Origin of the sequence: Streptomyces sp. NPDC050211 (assembly GCF_040656035.1) — a bacterium.
GTDB lineage: Bacteria > Actinomycetota > Actinomycetes > Streptomycetales > Streptomycetaceae > Streptomyces.
Genome location: NZ_JBFALC010000003.1, coordinates 276,469 through 291,512 on the forward strand (window position 1 = coordinate 276,469; position 15,044 = coordinate 291,512).

General features: G+C 70.5%; 17 protein-coding genes and 1 tRNA gene. 5 read left to right on the forward strand and 13 right to left on the reverse strand.

The features are described 5' to 3' along the window. Positions 1 to 2: 2 nt before the first annotated feature. The 3 genes from AB0I98_RS05195 (at position 3) to AB0I98_RS05205 (ending at position 1,892) form a co-directional block, all read left to right on the forward strand. Positions 3 to 323: a DUF4873 domain-containing protein gene (locus AB0I98_RS05195; RefSeq protein ID WP_362935512.1), complete on the forward strand. Its 321-nt coding sequence runs from the start codon at positions 3 to 5 to the stop codon at positions 321 to 323. 83 nt (positions 324 to 406) lie between these two features. Further along, positions 407 to 1,174 (forward strand): dienelactone hydrolase family protein, encoded by a 768-nt coding sequence (locus tag AB0I98_RS05200; RefSeq protein WP_362935515.1) that lies wholly within the window; start codon positions 407 to 409, stop codon positions 1,172 to 1,174. Between the two features lie 103 nt (positions 1,175 to 1,277). Beyond that, on the forward strand, positions 1,278 to 1,892 hold the full coding sequence (locus AB0I98_RS05205; RefSeq protein ID WP_362935518.1) for a helix-turn-helix domain-containing protein: 615 nt from the start codon (positions 1,278 to 1,280) through the stop codon (positions 1,890 to 1,892). A 9-nt stretch (positions 1,893 to 1,901) separates the two neighbouring features. Here the strand turns inward: AB0I98_RS05205 and AB0I98_RS05210 are convergent, their stop codons facing one another. Beyond that, the gene (locus AB0I98_RS05210) at positions 1,902 to 3,512 is read right to left on the reverse strand and encodes a BTAD domain-containing putative transcriptional regulator (RefSeq protein WP_362935521.1); all 1,611 of its coding nucleotides are present in this window, start codon (positions 3,510 to 3,512) and stop codon (positions 1,902 to 1,904) included. Positions 3,513 to 3,795: 283 nt separating this feature from the next. On the opposite strand from AB0I98_RS05210, the gene AB0I98_RS05215 reads away from it, so the two are divergent. Next, positions 3,796 to 4,305, forward strand: coding sequence for an RNA polymerase sigma factor (locus tag AB0I98_RS05215; protein ID WP_362935524.1), 510 nt, complete (start codon positions 3,796 to 3,798; stop codon positions 4,303 to 4,305). Between the two features lie 73 nt (positions 4,306 to 4,378). Here the strand turns inward: AB0I98_RS05215 and AB0I98_RS05220 are convergent. The 7 genes from AB0I98_RS05220 to AB0I98_RS05250 form a co-directional block, all read right to left on the reverse strand. Next, positions 4,379 to 4,451: transfer RNA gene (locus AB0I98_RS05220), tRNA-Ala, on the reverse strand. 94 nt (positions 4,452 to 4,545) lie between these two features. After that, positions 4,546 to 5,208: a histidine phosphatase family protein gene (locus AB0I98_RS05225; RefSeq protein ID WP_362935527.1), complete on the reverse strand. Its 663-nt coding sequence runs from the start codon at positions 5,206 to 5,208 to the stop codon at positions 4,546 to 4,548. Further along, complete coding sequence (rsfS, locus tag AB0I98_RS05230) at positions 5,205 to 5,648, reverse strand: ribosome silencing factor (RefSeq protein ID WP_210574534.1); 444 nt, start codon at positions 5,646 to 5,648, stop codon at positions 5,205 to 5,207. The genes AB0I98_RS05225 and rsfS overlap by 4 nt, the downstream gene beginning before the upstream one ends. Before the next feature lie 76 nt (positions 5,649 to 5,724). Further along, complete coding sequence (locus AB0I98_RS05235; protein WP_362935530.1) at positions 5,725 to 7,536, reverse strand: LCP family protein; 1,812 nt, start codon at positions 7,534 to 7,536, stop codon at positions 5,725 to 5,727. Positions 7,537 to 7,552: 16 nt separating this feature from the next. Next, positions 7,553 to 8,179, reverse strand: coding sequence for a nicotinate-nucleotide adenylyltransferase (nadD, locus tag AB0I98_RS05240; RefSeq protein WP_362935533.1), 627 nt, complete (start codon positions 8,177 to 8,179; stop codon positions 7,553 to 7,555). Between the two features lie 46 nt (positions 8,180 to 8,225). Then, positions 8,226 to 8,390, reverse strand: coding sequence for a hypothetical protein (locus AB0I98_RS05245; RefSeq protein WP_362935536.1), 165 nt, complete (start codon positions 8,388 to 8,390; stop codon positions 8,226 to 8,228). A gap of 130 nt (positions 8,391 to 8,520) precedes the next feature. Further along, on the reverse strand, positions 8,521 to 8,682 hold the full coding sequence (locus AB0I98_RS05250) for a hypothetical protein (protein WP_210574540.1): 162 nt from the start codon (positions 8,680 to 8,682) through the stop codon (positions 8,521 to 8,523). 123 nt (positions 8,683 to 8,805) lie between these two features. On the opposite strand from AB0I98_RS05250, the gene AB0I98_RS05255 reads away from it, so the two are divergent. After that, the gene (locus AB0I98_RS05255; protein ID WP_362935737.1) at positions 8,806 to 9,951 is read left to right on the forward strand and encodes a M48 family metallopeptidase; all 1,146 of its coding nucleotides are present in this window, start codon (positions 8,806 to 8,808) and stop codon (positions 9,949 to 9,951) included. Positions 9,952 to 9,979: 28 nt separating this feature from the next. On the opposite strand, the gene AB0I98_RS05260 is transcribed toward AB0I98_RS05255, so the two are convergent. The 5 genes from AB0I98_RS05260 to proB all read right to left on the reverse strand — a co-directional run bounded on the left by AB0I98_RS05260 (position 9,980) and on the right by proB (position 15,001). After that, positions 9,980 to 11,053 (reverse strand): hypothetical protein, encoded by a 1,074-nt coding sequence (locus AB0I98_RS05260; protein WP_362935539.1) that lies wholly within the window; start codon positions 11,051 to 11,053, stop codon positions 9,980 to 9,982. 100 nt (positions 11,054 to 11,153) lie between these two features. Continuing rightward, positions 11,154 to 11,729 (reverse strand): hypothetical protein, encoded by a 576-nt coding sequence (locus AB0I98_RS05265; RefSeq protein ID WP_362935542.1) that lies wholly within the window; start codon positions 11,727 to 11,729, stop codon positions 11,154 to 11,156. Between the two features lie 175 nt (positions 11,730 to 11,904). Beyond that, entirely contained in the window at positions 11,905 to 13,191 is a 1,287-nt protein-coding gene (locus AB0I98_RS05270) for a glutamate-5-semialdehyde dehydrogenase (protein ID WP_328364547.1), read from the reverse strand. A gap of 94 nt (positions 13,192 to 13,285) precedes the next feature. Next, positions 13,286 to 13,738 (reverse strand): hypothetical protein, encoded by a 453-nt coding sequence (locus AB0I98_RS05275; RefSeq protein WP_301987333.1) that lies wholly within the window; start codon positions 13,736 to 13,738, stop codon positions 13,286 to 13,288. A gap of 135 nt (positions 13,739 to 13,873) precedes the next feature. Next, positions 13,874 to 15,001, reverse strand: a complete 1,128-nt coding sequence (gene proB, locus AB0I98_RS05280; RefSeq protein ID WP_362935545.1) for a glutamate 5-kinase — start codon at positions 14,999 to 15,001, stop codon at positions 13,874 to 13,876. Positions 15,002 to 15,044 lie beyond the last annotated feature (43 nt).

A 15,044-nucleotide genomic window follows, 5' to 3' on the forward strand; every position in this document is an offset into this window, starting at 1 on the left:
CCGTGGAGGATGACGGGTACGACGGCCCGGCGGTGCTGGTCGTGGAGGACCGCGCCGAGTTCCGGATCAGGGTCCGGCTCATCGGCCAGTTCCAGCCGCTGGACGGCCACTACCGCTGGTACGGACGACTGGAGGCGCACGAGGAGCTGACCCGCTTCGTCGGTGACCGCAGCGCCGGCGTTGTTCTGCGCACGGCCGAGGGCGACGCCGCGGGGCGGATCACGGAGCTCGACCTGTGGAACCGGTACCGGATCGAGGGCGTGAGCGTGCCTCCGTTCCGGGTTCCGTTCACTCTGGAGGAACTCGGTTCCCAGTATTCGTAGAAAAGCGAACGACCAAACGCGCCCGGCACACCGAATCGACCAGGGACCAAGAACAGCCCGAGAACTACGGAGATCCCCCGCCCATGTGCTTTGACGAAGACGCCGTACCGCCGGTGCCGCAAATTCCGGATGCCGCGATCGAGAGCCGATATATGGAATTGACCGCGCCGGACGGCAATACGTTCGCCGCTTTCACCGCCGCCCCGTCCGGCGGCACCGAAACGGCGATCGTGATCCTGCCCGACGTACGCGGTCTGTACGGGTTCTACACGGAGCTGGCCAAACGCTTCGCGGAGAACGGCATCCGCGCGCTCGTCATCGACTACTACGGGCGCACGGCAGGCGTGGGAAAACGGGAGAAGGACTTCCGGTACACCGAGCACATGGCCAAGCTGAGTCCGCGCGAGCTCTACGCCGACCTGAGTGCGGGCATCGCGCACCTGCGCTCCGACGAGGGCGGCGCCGCGCGCGCCGTCCTCACCATCGGGTTCTGCATCGGCGGCCGGCTCGCCGTGATGGCGGCGGCCGGGGGCTTCGATCTCGCCGGCGTGATCGGGTTCTACTGCTGGCCCGCGGACGGCCCTGACGGCTCACCCGGCCCGACGAGCCGGGCCGCGGAGCTGGCGGCGCCGGTGCTGGCACTGATGGCCGGGGACGACCCGGGGATCCCGCTGTCCCATGTCAGGGCCTTCGACGAGGCCCTCGCCGCGGCGGGCCTGGACCACGAGGTGGTCACCTACCCGGGCACCCCGCACAGCTTTTTCGACGCCAAGCGCGACACCTATGCCGAGGAGTCGGCGGACGCCTGGAACCGGGTGCTCCGGTTCGCGGCGCGGGTGAGTGCCCCCTGATCCGCGTCCAGAACGGGCCAGAACACATACGTACGGACGGAATGGAACTGCGTGTAGCCTAGGAAGACCAGCTCAAGCGGGGTCCGATCCGGGAAGTGTGAACATGCCCACGACTCGTACAACACGTCTGACGCAGCGCGAACGGTCCGACAGCACTATCGAGGAACTGCTGCGGGCCGCCCGAGCGCTGTTCGCCGACCGCGGATACAACTCGACCTCACTGGACGCCGTGGTGGAGGCCGCCCATGTCACCAAGGGCGCCCTCTACCACCACTTCTCCGGCAAGCAGCACCTCTTCCGGGCCGTGTACGAGCGCGAACAGACCCGCCTGGCGCGCATCGTGGCCCGCGCCTACAGCGAGGCGAAACCGGACTCCTGGGAGGCCGTGTTCGTCGGGTCGCGGGCCTTCCTCCTCGAAGTGCTCGACCCCGATGTGCAGCGCATCAACCTGCTTGACGCACCCGGCGCGCTCGGCACGGAGGAGATGCGGGAGATCAACTCCGACTGCCTGAAGATGATGCAGGAAGGCGTCCGGCGCGCCGCGGAGAGCGGTGACATCGCACCGCACTCCGTGACTGCGCTCACCCACCTGCTGTACGGCGGCCTGTGCGAGACGGCGATGGCCGTGGTGCGCGCCGAGGACCAACAGGAGGCCCTCGACGCGAGCATCACCGAACTGCGCACCCTCTTCGACGCCCTGGCGGCCGCGCCTCGCTGACGCCCGGGCTCACTGCGCCCGGGCAGCCATGGCTGCCGCCAGGTCGGCGAGCGGCAGCCGCGGCCGGACCAGCGCCTGTTCCGCCGCCATGGTCAGCGCCCGCGGGGTGCGGCGGCACAGCTCGATGATCTGGGCGACGGCCCCTGGCTCGGCTTCCACCCGGCTCTCCCCCAGGATCCCGGCGAGCATCCGCTGGGCCAGCTGGTCACTGAGCTCCCGCAGCCGTACGGTGCGCAGCGCACCCAGCCCGGCGAGCGGGCGGGCGTCCCGGGTGGTGACGAGGAAGGCACCGGCGGGCGCGCCCGGCTGCAGCGCCGCCAGCAGCTCGGGCGAGGCCAGGTCGTCCAGCACGACGAGAACCCGCCGATGCTGTATGGCGTCCCGGTAGAGCCCGCGCAGGTCGGCCTCTCCCCGCGGCACGGACACGCCCAGGCTGGGCAGCACGAACCGCAGCACGTCGTCGGTGGACGGCGCGCCGTCCCGCCCCGTCGCCGACCGGACGGCCTGGGCCGGACCGGGCCGGGCCTGGGGCGCCGCCCGGCCCCACGCCGCCTCGGCTGTCGACAGCACCGTGTCCGCACGGGGCGGCCCTGCCCGGCCCACCAGGTGCTCGCACCCGTCTCGGGCATCGGTCCTGCGGCTGCCGTGCAAGGTGACGAAGATCTGGCCGTCCGGGAAGCGATGGGCCACCCGGTGCGCCCACTGGACCGCGAGGGCCGTCTTGCCGATGCCGGGCGGCCCTTCGATCACCCGGATGACGGGCTGGCCGTCGACGGCGGTGACGAAGCTGTCGAGCATCGCCAGCTCCTGCTCCCGCCCCAAGCAGCGGGGGCCGCGCGGCAGCTGGCGGGGCACGGACGGCACCGACGGGGCCGTGATCGTGTCCGGCTCGCACACCCCGATCTCCGCGTCTGCGCTCAGGATGCGGGCGTGCAGCTCCCTCGTCTGGTGGGCCGGATCCACCCCCAGCTGGTCGGCGAGGCGGCGGCGCAGCGCCGCGTACGCCTCCACCGCCTCGGCACGGCGGCCGGAACGATACAGCGCGGTCATCAGGTTGCGGATGACGAGTTCATTGTCCGGGTGCTCAGCGGCGAGCGAGTGCAGCTCGTCGATGAGCCCGACGTGGCCGCCCAGCCGCAGCTCGCCCTCGTGGCACTCGACCTGGGCCGACAGCCGTTCCTGTTCGAGCAACCGCCGGGTCCGCGCGGCCCAGTCCCCGGCGACCCCGCCGAGGGACCGCCCGCTCCAGATCCCGAGCGCCTCCCGTAACAGCGAGACCATCGCGCGGGTGTCCGTCCCCGCAGCCCGTGCGGCCGCGACGGTCCGCCGGAAGCGGTACAGATCGACCGCTTCGGTGTCCACCTCCAGCACATATCCGCCGTGGCGACGGCACACCTTGGCCCCCGCGCCGTCGGCGGTCTCCTCCAGTGCCCCCCGCAGTCGAGAAATGTAGGAATGGATCATGTTCCGCGCCGATCGTGGAGGATTTGCACCCCATGCCCAGTCGATCAGCTCGTCGGGCATGACTACTTCATTTGCACTGACCGCGAGCATCGCAAAGATGGAACGCTGCCTGGCCCTCCCCAGTTCCACTGGTTTTCCTTCAGCCCAGTACTCCATGGGCCCTAACAACTGCAACTGCACAAAAGCCACGCCTGCCCACTCCCCCGTGTGCGAGCTGTCTCAGAACATTGAGCAACCGAAGCGTTCTGCTCCACTCCTGTGAACGAAGCTCGTTTCGATTGGGCATTTCTTGATTTCGACTATACGTGGTCGCGGCTCCGGACCACTCGTCCTATGAACGCGTCAAGCTTTGCCTCACCGCCCCCGACAAAGCTGGCTGCAGCCACAACGACCTCGGCTAGGGGGAGCTGCAGTGACGCGCACGTTGCACCACCGTTCCATGGAAGAAGTTCACCAAACACGCTGGACCCTGGTGCTCGCCGAGCGCGAGCGCCTGCTTCGGCTGGCCACCAGCCGACTCGGCCGCGCGGCGGACGCGGAAGACTGTGTCCAAGAGGCCATGATCCGGGCGGCGACCTTCGAGGCCCTCGACGAGTCCCGGGTCGCCGCGCTGCTCACCACCATCACGCTGCGCCTGTGCGTCGACCACCAGCGCGGCGTCCAGCGGGACGGGCGGCTGGCCGGCCGGGTGGGCACCCTGCACCGGCCGCCGGAAACCGGCTCCGACATCGAGCACGGGGTCTGCGAACGGGCCGCCGGCGCCTGGCTGTTGACCCAGACCACCGCCCTCGGCACCCGTGAGCGCGACGTTCTGCTCGCCCGCGCCCGCGGCCTGAGCAACGCCGAGACAGCACACGCCCTGCGGATCACCCACAAATCGGCGGAGAGCGCCTTCACCCGCGCCCGCAGCCGACTGCGCAGCCTGTACCACCAGGAGATGGCCCGCTAGATCCGCACGACCCGCACGACCCGCACAACGGAAAGGTCCCGTCCGATCGGCTCGATCGGACGGGACCTTGCTGTGGAGCTAAGGAGAATTGAACTCCTGACCTCCTGCATGCCATGCAGGCGCTCTACCAACTGAGCTATAGCCCCTGGTGTTGCCCCAGCTGGGCGGGGCGAACAAGAAGAACTTTAGCCTGCGACCTGCCGGAAAGTGAAATCCGGGTCACGAGCCCTGGAGCAGGGCTCAGTCGTCGTCGCCGAGCACCGGCTCCGGCAGCGTCCCGGCGTTGTGCTCCAGCAGCCGCCAGCCGCGGGCGCCCTCGCCGAGGACGGACCAGCAGCAGTTGGACAGGCCGCCGAGGCTCTCCCAGTGGTGGGCCTCCAGGCCGAGGAGACGGCCTATGGTCGTGCGGATCGTGCCGCCGTGGCTGACCACCACGAGCGTGCCGTCGTCGGGCAGTTTCTCGGCGTGCCGGAGCACGACGGGGGCGGCGCGGTCGGCGACCTCCGTCTCCAGTTCGCCGCCGCCGCGGCGCACCGGCTCACCGCGCTTCCACGCGGCGTACTCCTCGCCGTGCCGGGCGATGATCTCCTCGTGCGTCAGTCCCTGCCAGACGCCCGCGTAGGTCTCGCGCAGCCCCTCGTCGTGGGTCACGTCCAGGCCGGTGAGCATGGAGAGCTCGGCGGCCGTGTGGGCGGCCCGCTTCAGGTCCGAGGCGACGATCGCGGCGGGCTGCAGGGAGGCCAGCAGCCGGGCGGCGCGGCGGGCCTGGGCGAGGCCTGCCTCGGTCAGGGCGACGTCGGTGGTGCCCTGGAAGCGGCGCTCCACGTTCCACGCGGTCTGGCCGTGCCGCCACAGGATGACGCGGCGGCCCCGGCCCGGCCTCGAGTCGGCGGGGGCGCTCACCGCAGCCCTCCGAACTCGGCGGCGTCCTCCTCGGCCTGCAGCTTGGCGTGCTCGGCGGCCTTGCCGCGGGTGGCCTTGGCGTCGGCGGGCAGCTCGAGCTCGGGGCAGTCCTTCCACAGCCGCTCCAGGGCGTAGAAGACCCGCTCCTCGCTGTGCTGGACGTGGACGACGATGTCGACGTAGTCGAGCAGGACCCAGCGGGCCTCGCGGTCGCCCTCCCGGCGCACCGGCTTGGCGCCGAGCTCCTTCTGCAGGCGCTCCTCGATCTCGTCGACGATCGACTTGACCTGGCGGTCGTTGGGCGCGGAGGCCAGCAGGAAGGCGTCCGTGATCGACAGCACATCGCTGACGTCGTAGGCGATGATGTCGTGGGCGAGCTTGTCTGCGGCCGCCTGCGCGGCGGTGTTGATGAGCTCGGTGGAGCGGTCAGTCGCGGTCACTACGTGGCTTTCGGTCGGCGGTCACTTGACATCAAGGGTCTCACGACCGCCGACGGCACCCCACGTGATTAAAGGATCACTCGTAGTCCTGGCCCAGCACCACCGACACGTCCGCGTTCGAGGATCCCTTGCCCTTGGTGACGGCGCTGGTGGGCAGGCCCAGGGTCTTGGCGACCTCGGTGGCGTTCTCCTTGTCGGCGGCATCGGTGTAGGTGACCTTGGACGCCGCCTGGGCGCCGGACGGCGTACCGCCCTCCAGGAAGGTGAAGCCGCCGTTGAGGAGCACCACGCGGGCCTTCTCGGTGTTGTCCTTGACGCCGCTGGCGTTCTGGACGGAGACGCGGACGGCCGCGTCCTTGTCGGGGCTCTTCGCGGTGCCGCCGAGGACGTCCTTGACGACGCTGTCGCTCGCCTGCGCGCTGAGCGTGCCGTCGGTCTGGACGGGCAGCAGCGCCGTCTTGTAGTCGCCGCCCTTGGCGAGGTCGGCGAGCTTGGCCAGGAAGGTGCCGAGGTCCTTGTCGGTCAGCGACGGGTCGAGGATCTGCGCCAGTGTCTGCACGGTGGTCGTGGCCGCCGTCGCGTCGGAGGACAGCTTGCGCAGCACGGCCTGCATGACCTGCCCGAACCGCTCCAGCTGGGCGTTCTGAGCCTCGCCGGAGGCGCGGTAGGTGGCGTAGGCGACGGCCATCTTGCCGCTGAGGGTCTGGTCCTCGCCCTTGCTCACCAGGGGCGCGGCGCCCTTCTTCTTGGCGTCGGGGTCGGGCACGTCGGTGTTGGTGGTGACGTCGATGTTGCCGACCAGGTCCACCAGGTTCTGCAGATACGGGGTGTCCAGCCGCCAGGTGCCCTGGATCTGGGTGCCGAGGACGGTGTCGAGGGCGTCGCGCGTTCCGGAGGAGCCGTCGTCCTCGACGGACTTGGCGAGGGTGGTCGTGGTGCCGTCGTCGCCGGTCATGGCGAGGGAGTTGGGCAACAGCACCGTGGTGCCCTGCTTGGTGGTCGTGTTGTCGACGAGCAGCGCCGTGGCGGTGCCGCCCTGCTTGGTGTCGTGCAGGTGGACGACGATCACGTCCCGTTTCTGGGCGCCCACGGCCGTCGCCTCGCCCGTCTTCGAGTCGTCGGAGGAGGACAGGCCGGGCAGCTTGCCCGCGTACCAGAGGTAGCCGACCCCGCCGACCGCGACCATGGCGAGGACGACGACGAGGGCGACGACCCGGCTACGGGCGCGGCGCCGGGCCTCCTCACGGCGCTCGGTGCGGTTCTCCGTGAACGCCAGCCAGTCGATGACGTCCTCGGGTTCGCCGTCGGGCTCCTCAACGAAGGCGAACTGCTCGGTGTGGTAGTCCCGTTCGTGGTAGTCCCGTTCGGGCTGCGCGGAGGCGGCGGCCTCGTGCTCGGCCGGACCGGCCTGCTGCGGGATGTAGGCGGTCTGCTCGGCGGTGCGCTGCTCGACGCGCGGCTGCCGGCCGCTGGTCGCGGCCTGGCCGTAGGGGTCGTACGGCGGGGCGGTTCCGGTGCCCCCTCGGCCGCGGTTGCCGAAGGCGTCGAAGGAGGAGGCGGTGGGCGCCTGCTGACCGGTGTCGTAGGGGTCGTACGGCGAAACCGGTTGCTGTGAACCGGTGTCATAGGGAGGAACCGGTTGCTGCACGCCGGTGTCGTACGGGTCGTAGGAGGGCGCCGGCGGCTGCTGGCCCGTGCTGTACGGGTCGTAGCCGTAGCCCTGCTGGCCGCCCTGCTGTTGCTGTGCGTACGGGTCGTACGACTGCTGCTGCGGGAGCTGCTGGGCCGGGATCTGCCGGTACATCGGCCGGCCGTACTCGTCGTAGCCGACGATTTCGTACTGGTCGCCGTGATCGCCGGGGTACCCCGCGTCGTATCGGTCGTTCACCGGTGCCCCTCTCGGCTCACTCGCCGCGGTACAGCTCGCGCTTGTCGATGTAGCGCACGACTCCGTCCGGCACCATGTACCAGATGGGGTCTCCCTTGGCGACTCTCGCACGGCAATCGGTGGACGAGATGGCCAGAGCGGGAACCTCCACGAGAGAGACACCGCCCTCCGGAAGGCCGGCGTCCGTCAGATGGTGGCCGGGCCGGGTGACCCCGATGAAGTGCGCGAGGGAGAACAGCTCCTCGGTGTCCCGCCAGGTCAGGAGCTGGGCGAGGGCGTCGGCGCCCGTGATGAAGAACAGGTCCGTGTCGGGGTTGAGCGCGCGCAGGTCGCGCAGGGTGTCGACGGTGTACGTCGGCCCGCCGCGGTCGATGTCGATACGGCTCACCGAGAACTGCGGGTTCTCGGCGGTCGCGATGACCGTCATCAGATAGCGGTCCTCGGCCGGGGAGACCTTGCGGTGGCTCTTCTGCCATGGCTGGCCGGTGGGCACGAACACCACTTCGTCCAGGTGGAACTGCGCGGCGACCTCGCTGGCCGCCACGAGGTGACCGTGGTGGATCGGGTCAAACGTCCCGCCCATGACGCCGAGGCGGCGCTTGCCCGCGTTCGTCGGGCCGGTAGGCATGTCCTGCTCTCCCATGCGTGCAGACCCTACCGGCCCGTCCTGAGGACTCCGGCCGGAGGCTTCAGCGGTCGCGGTTGAAGCGGGTGGTGATCCACAGCAGGAGCAGCAGGATGAAGAGCGCGCCGCCGCCGGTCAGATAGGCGTTGAGGCTCTCGTGGTCGCCACCGTGCTCCTCGCCCTCGGCGGCGAGGGTGACCAACTGGGCTGCGGTGCTGTGGAAGCTCATCTTCGGCAGTACCTATCCGGTGTGGGCGGGATAAAGATGTCGGCCCATCGTAAGCGGGCGGCCCGGCGGCCCTCACGCCGACTCCGCCGTCGGTACGCGGCAGACCGGACGAAGGAACTTCGCGGCCGTCTCAGTCGTCCTTTTGTTTGTACCCCCGCAGCAGGAACCACGCGGTCAGGACACAGCCCAGCACCATCACGATCAGTACGACCCGGAGCAGATTCCCCGCCCCTTGCTGTTCGGCGGCGTTCGCGGCTCCGGCGAGCCAGGCGGACGCGGGGCTGTGCTCCATGACGGACTCCTTCGCTGTACTGCCCGTCCACGGTATATCCGCCTAGGCTGGGCACTGCTTCGGGGGCGCAAAGGGCCGCACAAGGGTCCGCAAAGGGCCACACACACGCACATGGGGGAAGACATGTCCGACGGCCACGAGCACAACGGGCACGAGAACGTGCCGAGCAGGCAGCGCAGGCGCTTCCCTGGAATCTCCTCGCGTGCGTACGAGCATCCGGCCGACCGCTCCGCCCTGGTGGCGCTGCGCAAGCTGAGCGGCTTCGACACGGTCTTCAAGGCGCTCAGCGGTCTGCTGCCCGAGCGCAGCCTCAGGCTGCTGTTCCTGTCCGACTCGGTGCGCGTCTCGGACCAGCAGTTCGCCCACCTCAACGACATGCTGCGGGACGCCTGTTACATCCTGGACCTGGAGAAGGTCCCGCCGATGTACGTCAACCAGGACCCGCAGCCGAACGCGATGTGCATCGGCCTGGACGAGCCGATCATCGTCGTCACCACCGGCCTCGTCGAGCTGCTCGACGAGGAGGAGATGCGGGCGGTCATCGGGCACGAGGTGGGCCACGCCCTGTCCGGCCACGCCGTGTACCGGACCATCCTGCTGTTCCTGACCAACCTCGCGCTCAGGGTCGCCTGGATCCCGCTGGGCAACCTGGCGATCATGGCGATCGTGACCGCGCTGCGCGAATGGTTCCGCAAGTCGGAGCTGTCCGCGGACCGCGCGGGTCTGCTGGTCGGCCAGGACCTCACGGCCTCGATGCGCGGCCTGATGAAGCTGGCCGGCGGCAACCACCTGCACGAGATGAACGTGGACGCGTTCCTGAAGCAGGCCGAGGAGTACGAGGCGGGCGGCGACCTGCGCGACTCCGTGCTGAAGATCCTGAACGTGCTGCCGCGCTCCCACCCCTTCACCACCATCCGGGCGGCCGAGCTGAAGAAGTGGTCCGAGTCCCGCGACTACCAGCGGATCATGGACGGCCACTACCCGCGGCGCAGCGAGGACAAGGACACCTCGGTCTCGGACTCGTTCCGGGACTCGGCGTCGCACTACGCCACGCACGTCAAGACCTCCAAGGACCCGCTGATGAAGCTGGTCAGCGATCTCGCCGGCGGGGCGGGGGACCTGGGCGGCCGGGTGCGCCGCGGCTTCAGCGGCTTCACCGGCCCGGCGGGCGGCTCGGCCGAGTCCACGCCGAAGGACCAGCCGCCGCGCGACGACAGCACGGGCCCGGACGGCGACGACAGCACGGGCCGGGACGGCGACAACCGCTGACGTCACGGAGGGAGCAGGTTTCGGTTGTTCACACCTTCGGCTGCGCGCTCTGCGCCAGCGTCCCGCACAGCGCCGTCGCGCTGCCCGTGGCGTAGGGGTCCGTGCCGGCCGGGGCGCCGCCCTTGGCGGTCTGGCCGGCCAGCAGCGGGCGCAGATGGTTGGTGGAGTCGCCGGCGCAGGAGACCGGCCCGGCCTGGACGTAGGAGACGGCCAGCTGGGCCTGCTGGAGGCGCAGGTCGTCGCGGTCGAAGCGGAAGTGCAGCTCACGGCGGACGGTGAACAGGGACGCCTCGGCCTTCTCGCCGGCGCCGGTGGGCCGTAGCGCGTACACGAAGGTGTGGTCCGAGGTGACCTCGAGCGTGGACGCGTCGGCCTCGGCCGCGTGCAGGCTGCCCTGGACGCGGATCTTGTCGTCGGCCAGCTCGGTCCTGTTCGGGTCGAAGCGAACCAGCCATCCGGTCGGCGCATGCCTGCCGTCGGCGGTCGGCTGCCGGAAACTCTGGTCGAACTGGTCGAGTTGATCCGGGGCGACCAGGACACGCACGGGCCGGATCTGTCCGCCGGTGAGCACCTCGGGGTAGAGGGAGGAGCGGACGAGGTAGTCCTTGGCGGTGTTCAGGGCGCTCACGACCTGGCTGTCCGAGAAGTGCTCGGTGCGCCGGGTGGCGGGCAGTGGTATGCCTTCGGCGCCGACGCGGTACTGCGCGGCGGGGCTGCGCGCGAACAGCTCCTCGGGATCGGCGGCGCCGGGCACCTTGCCCTGCGGGGCGAGCGGGATGACGGTCATCCGCAGGGGCTCGGCGGGCTGCCGGGCCTGCGGGGTCTGGTAGGGGTGTCGGACGCCCATGTAGATCGCGGTGCCGAAGGCGACCGCGATCAGCAGGACCAGGATCAGCGCCTGCCGGGACAGGCCGCCCCTGCGCACTGGCGGACGGCGCCGTACGGCGGGCGCGTGGTCGGCCATGCGCTCCTGTGCGGAGAACTCCTGAAGGCGGGCAGCCCTGACGAACGATTCGTCGAAGACGACGGACCGGTACTCGTCCTCGCCACCTCCGGGGCCGCCCTCGGGTGTCCCCTCGTGTGGGTCTGAAGGCCCTCCCATATCTTCAGAGTAGGTCTCCGGGAGGCCCGGTAAACGCCCTGGTATACGACAAGTTCTGACAGGTTCTCACCAGGATGGTCAAGGCCTGTCGGGGCAGGTGTCAGGGCGTGCGCGGGGTCGCGGGGACCGGTGGCTGGGAATAGCTGGCGGAAGCGGAGGGTGCCGCCGCACTGCCCTGTTCGAGGCCGGTGGAGGCGGGTGGCGGGACCCTGTCCCGGTTGCCCGAGGACGCGCCCCGGTAGACCGCCGTGAAGGCCAGCGCGACCATGCCGATGCCCATCAGGATGGCGAGCATCCAGGCGACCGGGCGGTGCCAGCGGACCTGCTTGCCGTAGGTCCCCGGAGCGCCGTAGCGGCCATTGAGGGTGTCGGGGTCGTCCAGGTCGTCGAAGTCCGGATCATGGCCGAAACCGCCGCGATCGTCGGGGCCGTACCCGTCCTCGTAGCGCTCGCCTCTGCGGTGGGCCCGGCGGGCCTCTGCCTCGGAGGCCTCGGCTCTGGCCTGGGCGGCGGCCAGGAGGCGTTCGACGGCGGTCGGCTCGTGCACCACGGCCGACCGTACGAAGGCCTCGTCGAAGACCACGGAGGCGAACTCTTCGTCCGACACCCCGCGGTCGTGGTCGTCGTCGGGCTCCCAGCCGTCAGGGAACGGCGTGCCCCCCACGTCCTCCGGCACGGATCCAGAGTAGACCGGAGGGGTCAATTTGGGCAGACGGTATGGAAATTCATCCGCGTTCTCGCTCCGCGGGAAGGGCGGCGATGGTTGTCGGTCGTCTGCAGGCCCGTCGTGGCTGGTCGCGCCCGCGCGGCGGAGCCGCATATCGATACAGCCCCGCGCCCCTTCGGGGCGCTCAGCGCCGTACGTGTCCATCTCCCGTGACGATGTACTTCGTGCTGGTCAGTTCCGGCAGGCCCATCGGGCCGCGGGCGTGCAGCTTCTGTGTGGAGATGCCGATCTCCGCGCCGAAGCCGAACTGGCCGCCGTCGGTGAAGCGGGTGGAGGCGTTCACCGCGACCGTGGTGGAGTCGACCAGTTGGGTGAAGCGGCGGGCGGCCTGCTGTGAGGTCGTCACGATCGCCTCGGTGTGACCGGAGGTCCACAGCCGGATGTGCTCGACGGCCTTGTCGAGCGAGTCGACGACCGCCGCGGCGATGTCGTACGACAGGTACTCGGTCTCCCAGTCCTCCGGCGTGGCCTCGACGACCGTGGCCTTGGAGTCCTTCGCGTACGCCAGCACCCGCTCGTCGGCGTGCACGGTGACCCCGGCCTCCGCGAGGGCGTCCAGGGCGCGCGGCAGGAATTGCGGCGCGATGTCCTGGTGGACCAGGAGCGTCTCGGCGGCGTTGCAGACGCTGACGCGCTGCGCCTTGGAGTTGATCAGGATGTCGATGGCCATGTCGAGGTCGGCGTGGGCGTCGACGTAGACGTGGCAGTTGCCGGTGCCGGTCTCGATGACCGGGACGACGGACTCCTGGACGACGGTCTGGATCAGCGAGGCGCCTCCGCGCGGGATCAGTACGTCGACCAGACCGCGCGCCCGCATCAGCTCGCGTACGCTCTCGCGGCTCTCGCCGGGCACGAGCTGGACGGCGTCGGCGGGCAGCCCGGCGCCGCCCACGGCGTCGCGCAGCACCCGCACCAGCGCGGTGTTCGACTCGTACGCGGAGGCGGAACCCCGCAGCAGCACGGCGTTCCCGGACTTCAGGCAGAGGGCGGCGGCGTCCACGGTGACGTTCGGGCGGGCCTCGTAGATGATCCCGACGACGCCCAGCGGGACGCGGACCTGGCGCAGGTCGATGCCGTTCGGGAGGGTCGAGCCGCGGACGACCTCGCCGACCGGGTCGGGCAGGGCCACGACGTCCCGCACGTCGGAGGCGATCGCCCGGATCCGCTCCGGCGTCAGCGTCAGCCGGTCGACGATGGCCTCGCTGGTGCCGGCCTCACGGGCCTTGGCGATGTCCTTGGCGTTGGCCTCGACGATCTCGCTCGTACGGACCTCCAGCGCGTCCGCGATGGCGAGCAGCGCGTCGTCCTTCTCGGCCCGCGGCAGCGGCGCGAGGTCGGCTGCGGCGGCCTTGGCGCGGTAGGCGGCCCGGGTGACCGGGGACATCGAGTCGTACGGCGAAAGCGTGGTCATGAGGGAAGCGTAGTGCGCGGAACGGGTCGGTCCGGCCGCCATCCCAAACCCCGAGACAAGCCGCCCAGACTCGGCAAAACGACCGCTCGACCGCTCAATACGGGTGGACGCCTACCGGCGACGCCGGTGGCGGTCCGTAGCCCTCCGCGATCCGCTGGTGGTAGGTCTCGCGGTCGATGACCTCCAGGCCGACGATCTCCCAGGGCGGCAGTCCCGCGGACTGGCGGTGTTCGCCCCACAGGCGCAGGGCGACGGCGGCGGCGTCGTGCAGGTCGCGGGCCTCTTCCCAGTAGCGGATCTCGGCGTGGTCGACCGCGTAGCGGCTGGTCAGCAGAAAGGGGTGGTCGTGGGCGAGCTGCTCGAGGCAGCGCCGTACCTCCTTGAGCGGGGTCTCGGCGCCGGAGACGCTCAAGGTGACGTGCCACAGGCGGGGCGCGTCCTTGGGCTCCTCGTACCGGTCGCCGGCCGCGACGCTGGTCAGGGCGCGCTCCTCACCGCCCGCGCGGGAGGGAACACCGTCGCGGGACGCCGCCGCCCCAGGGCGCACTCGTCTCACGACGGCCTCCTTACGATGGTCGTGCGGAATGGGTCCCAAGGGATTGGTCGCTAAGGGATTGGTCCCTAAGACAAAGTTGAGCAGGCCGCAAGCCGCCGCGGGGCTGTTTTGCGCAACGGTCACCTTTTACGGGTGCAGGATCACGAGGTCGTCCCTGTGTACGACTTCACGTTCGTACGCCGGGCCCAGTTCACGGGCGAGTTCCCGGGTCGAGCGGCCGAGCAGTTGGGGGATCTCCTTGGCGTCGAAGCTGACGAGCCCGCGGGCCACCGCACGCCCCGCCGTGTCGCGCAGCTCGACGGGGTCGCCCGCGCTGAACTCGCCCTCGACGGCGGCGATCCCGGCAGGCAGCAGCGACGTGCGGCGCTCGACGACCGCCCGCACCGCCCCGTCGTCCAGGGTCAGCGAGCCCTGCGGGGTGGACGCGTGCTGCAGCCACAGCAGCCGGTCGGCGGAGCGCTTGCCGGTGGGGTGGAAGTAGGTGCCGGTGTCACCGCCGGACAGCGCCTCGGTGGCATGGATGGCGCTGGTCAGCACGACGGAGATGCCGGCTGCGGCGGCGATACGGGCGGCCTCGACCTTGGTGACCATGCCGCCGGTGCCGACACCGGCCTTGCCCGCGCTGCCGATCTCCACGTGCGCGAGGTCCGACGGCTCACGCACCTCCGCTATCCGCGCGGTACCCGGCTTGCTGGGGTCGCCGTCGTAGACGCCGTCGATGTCGGAGAGCAGCACCAGCAGGTCGGCCCGTACGAGATGGGCGACGAGGGCGGCGAGGCGGTCGTTGTCGCCGAAGCGGATCTCGTCCGTGGCGACGGTGTCGTTCTCGTTGACGACCGGGAGGGCGCCCATCGCGAGGAGCTTGTCGAGGGTGCGCTGCGCGTTGCGGTGGTGGGCGCGGCGGCTCATGTCGTCGCTGGTCAGCAGCACCTGGCCGACGCGGACGCCGTAGCGCGCGAAGGACGCGGTGTAGCGGGCGACGAGCAGGCCCTGGCCGACGCTGGCGGCGGCCTGCTGCCGGGCCAGGTCCTTGGGGCGGCGGCGCAGGCCCAGCGGGGCGAGTCCGGCCGCGATGGCGCCGGAGGAGACGAGGACGATCTCCCGCTCCCCGCCGCTGCGGCTCTTGGCGAGGACGTCCACGAGTGCGTCGACGCGGTCGGCGTCCAGGCCGCCGGACGCGGTGGTCAGCGACGAGGATCCCACCTTGACGACGATCCTGCGGGCCTCGCTCACGGCCTGCCTTGCCCCTGCCACTTCGCTTCCGTCCCCTCGCACTCGGCTGTCCGCAATCTACGCG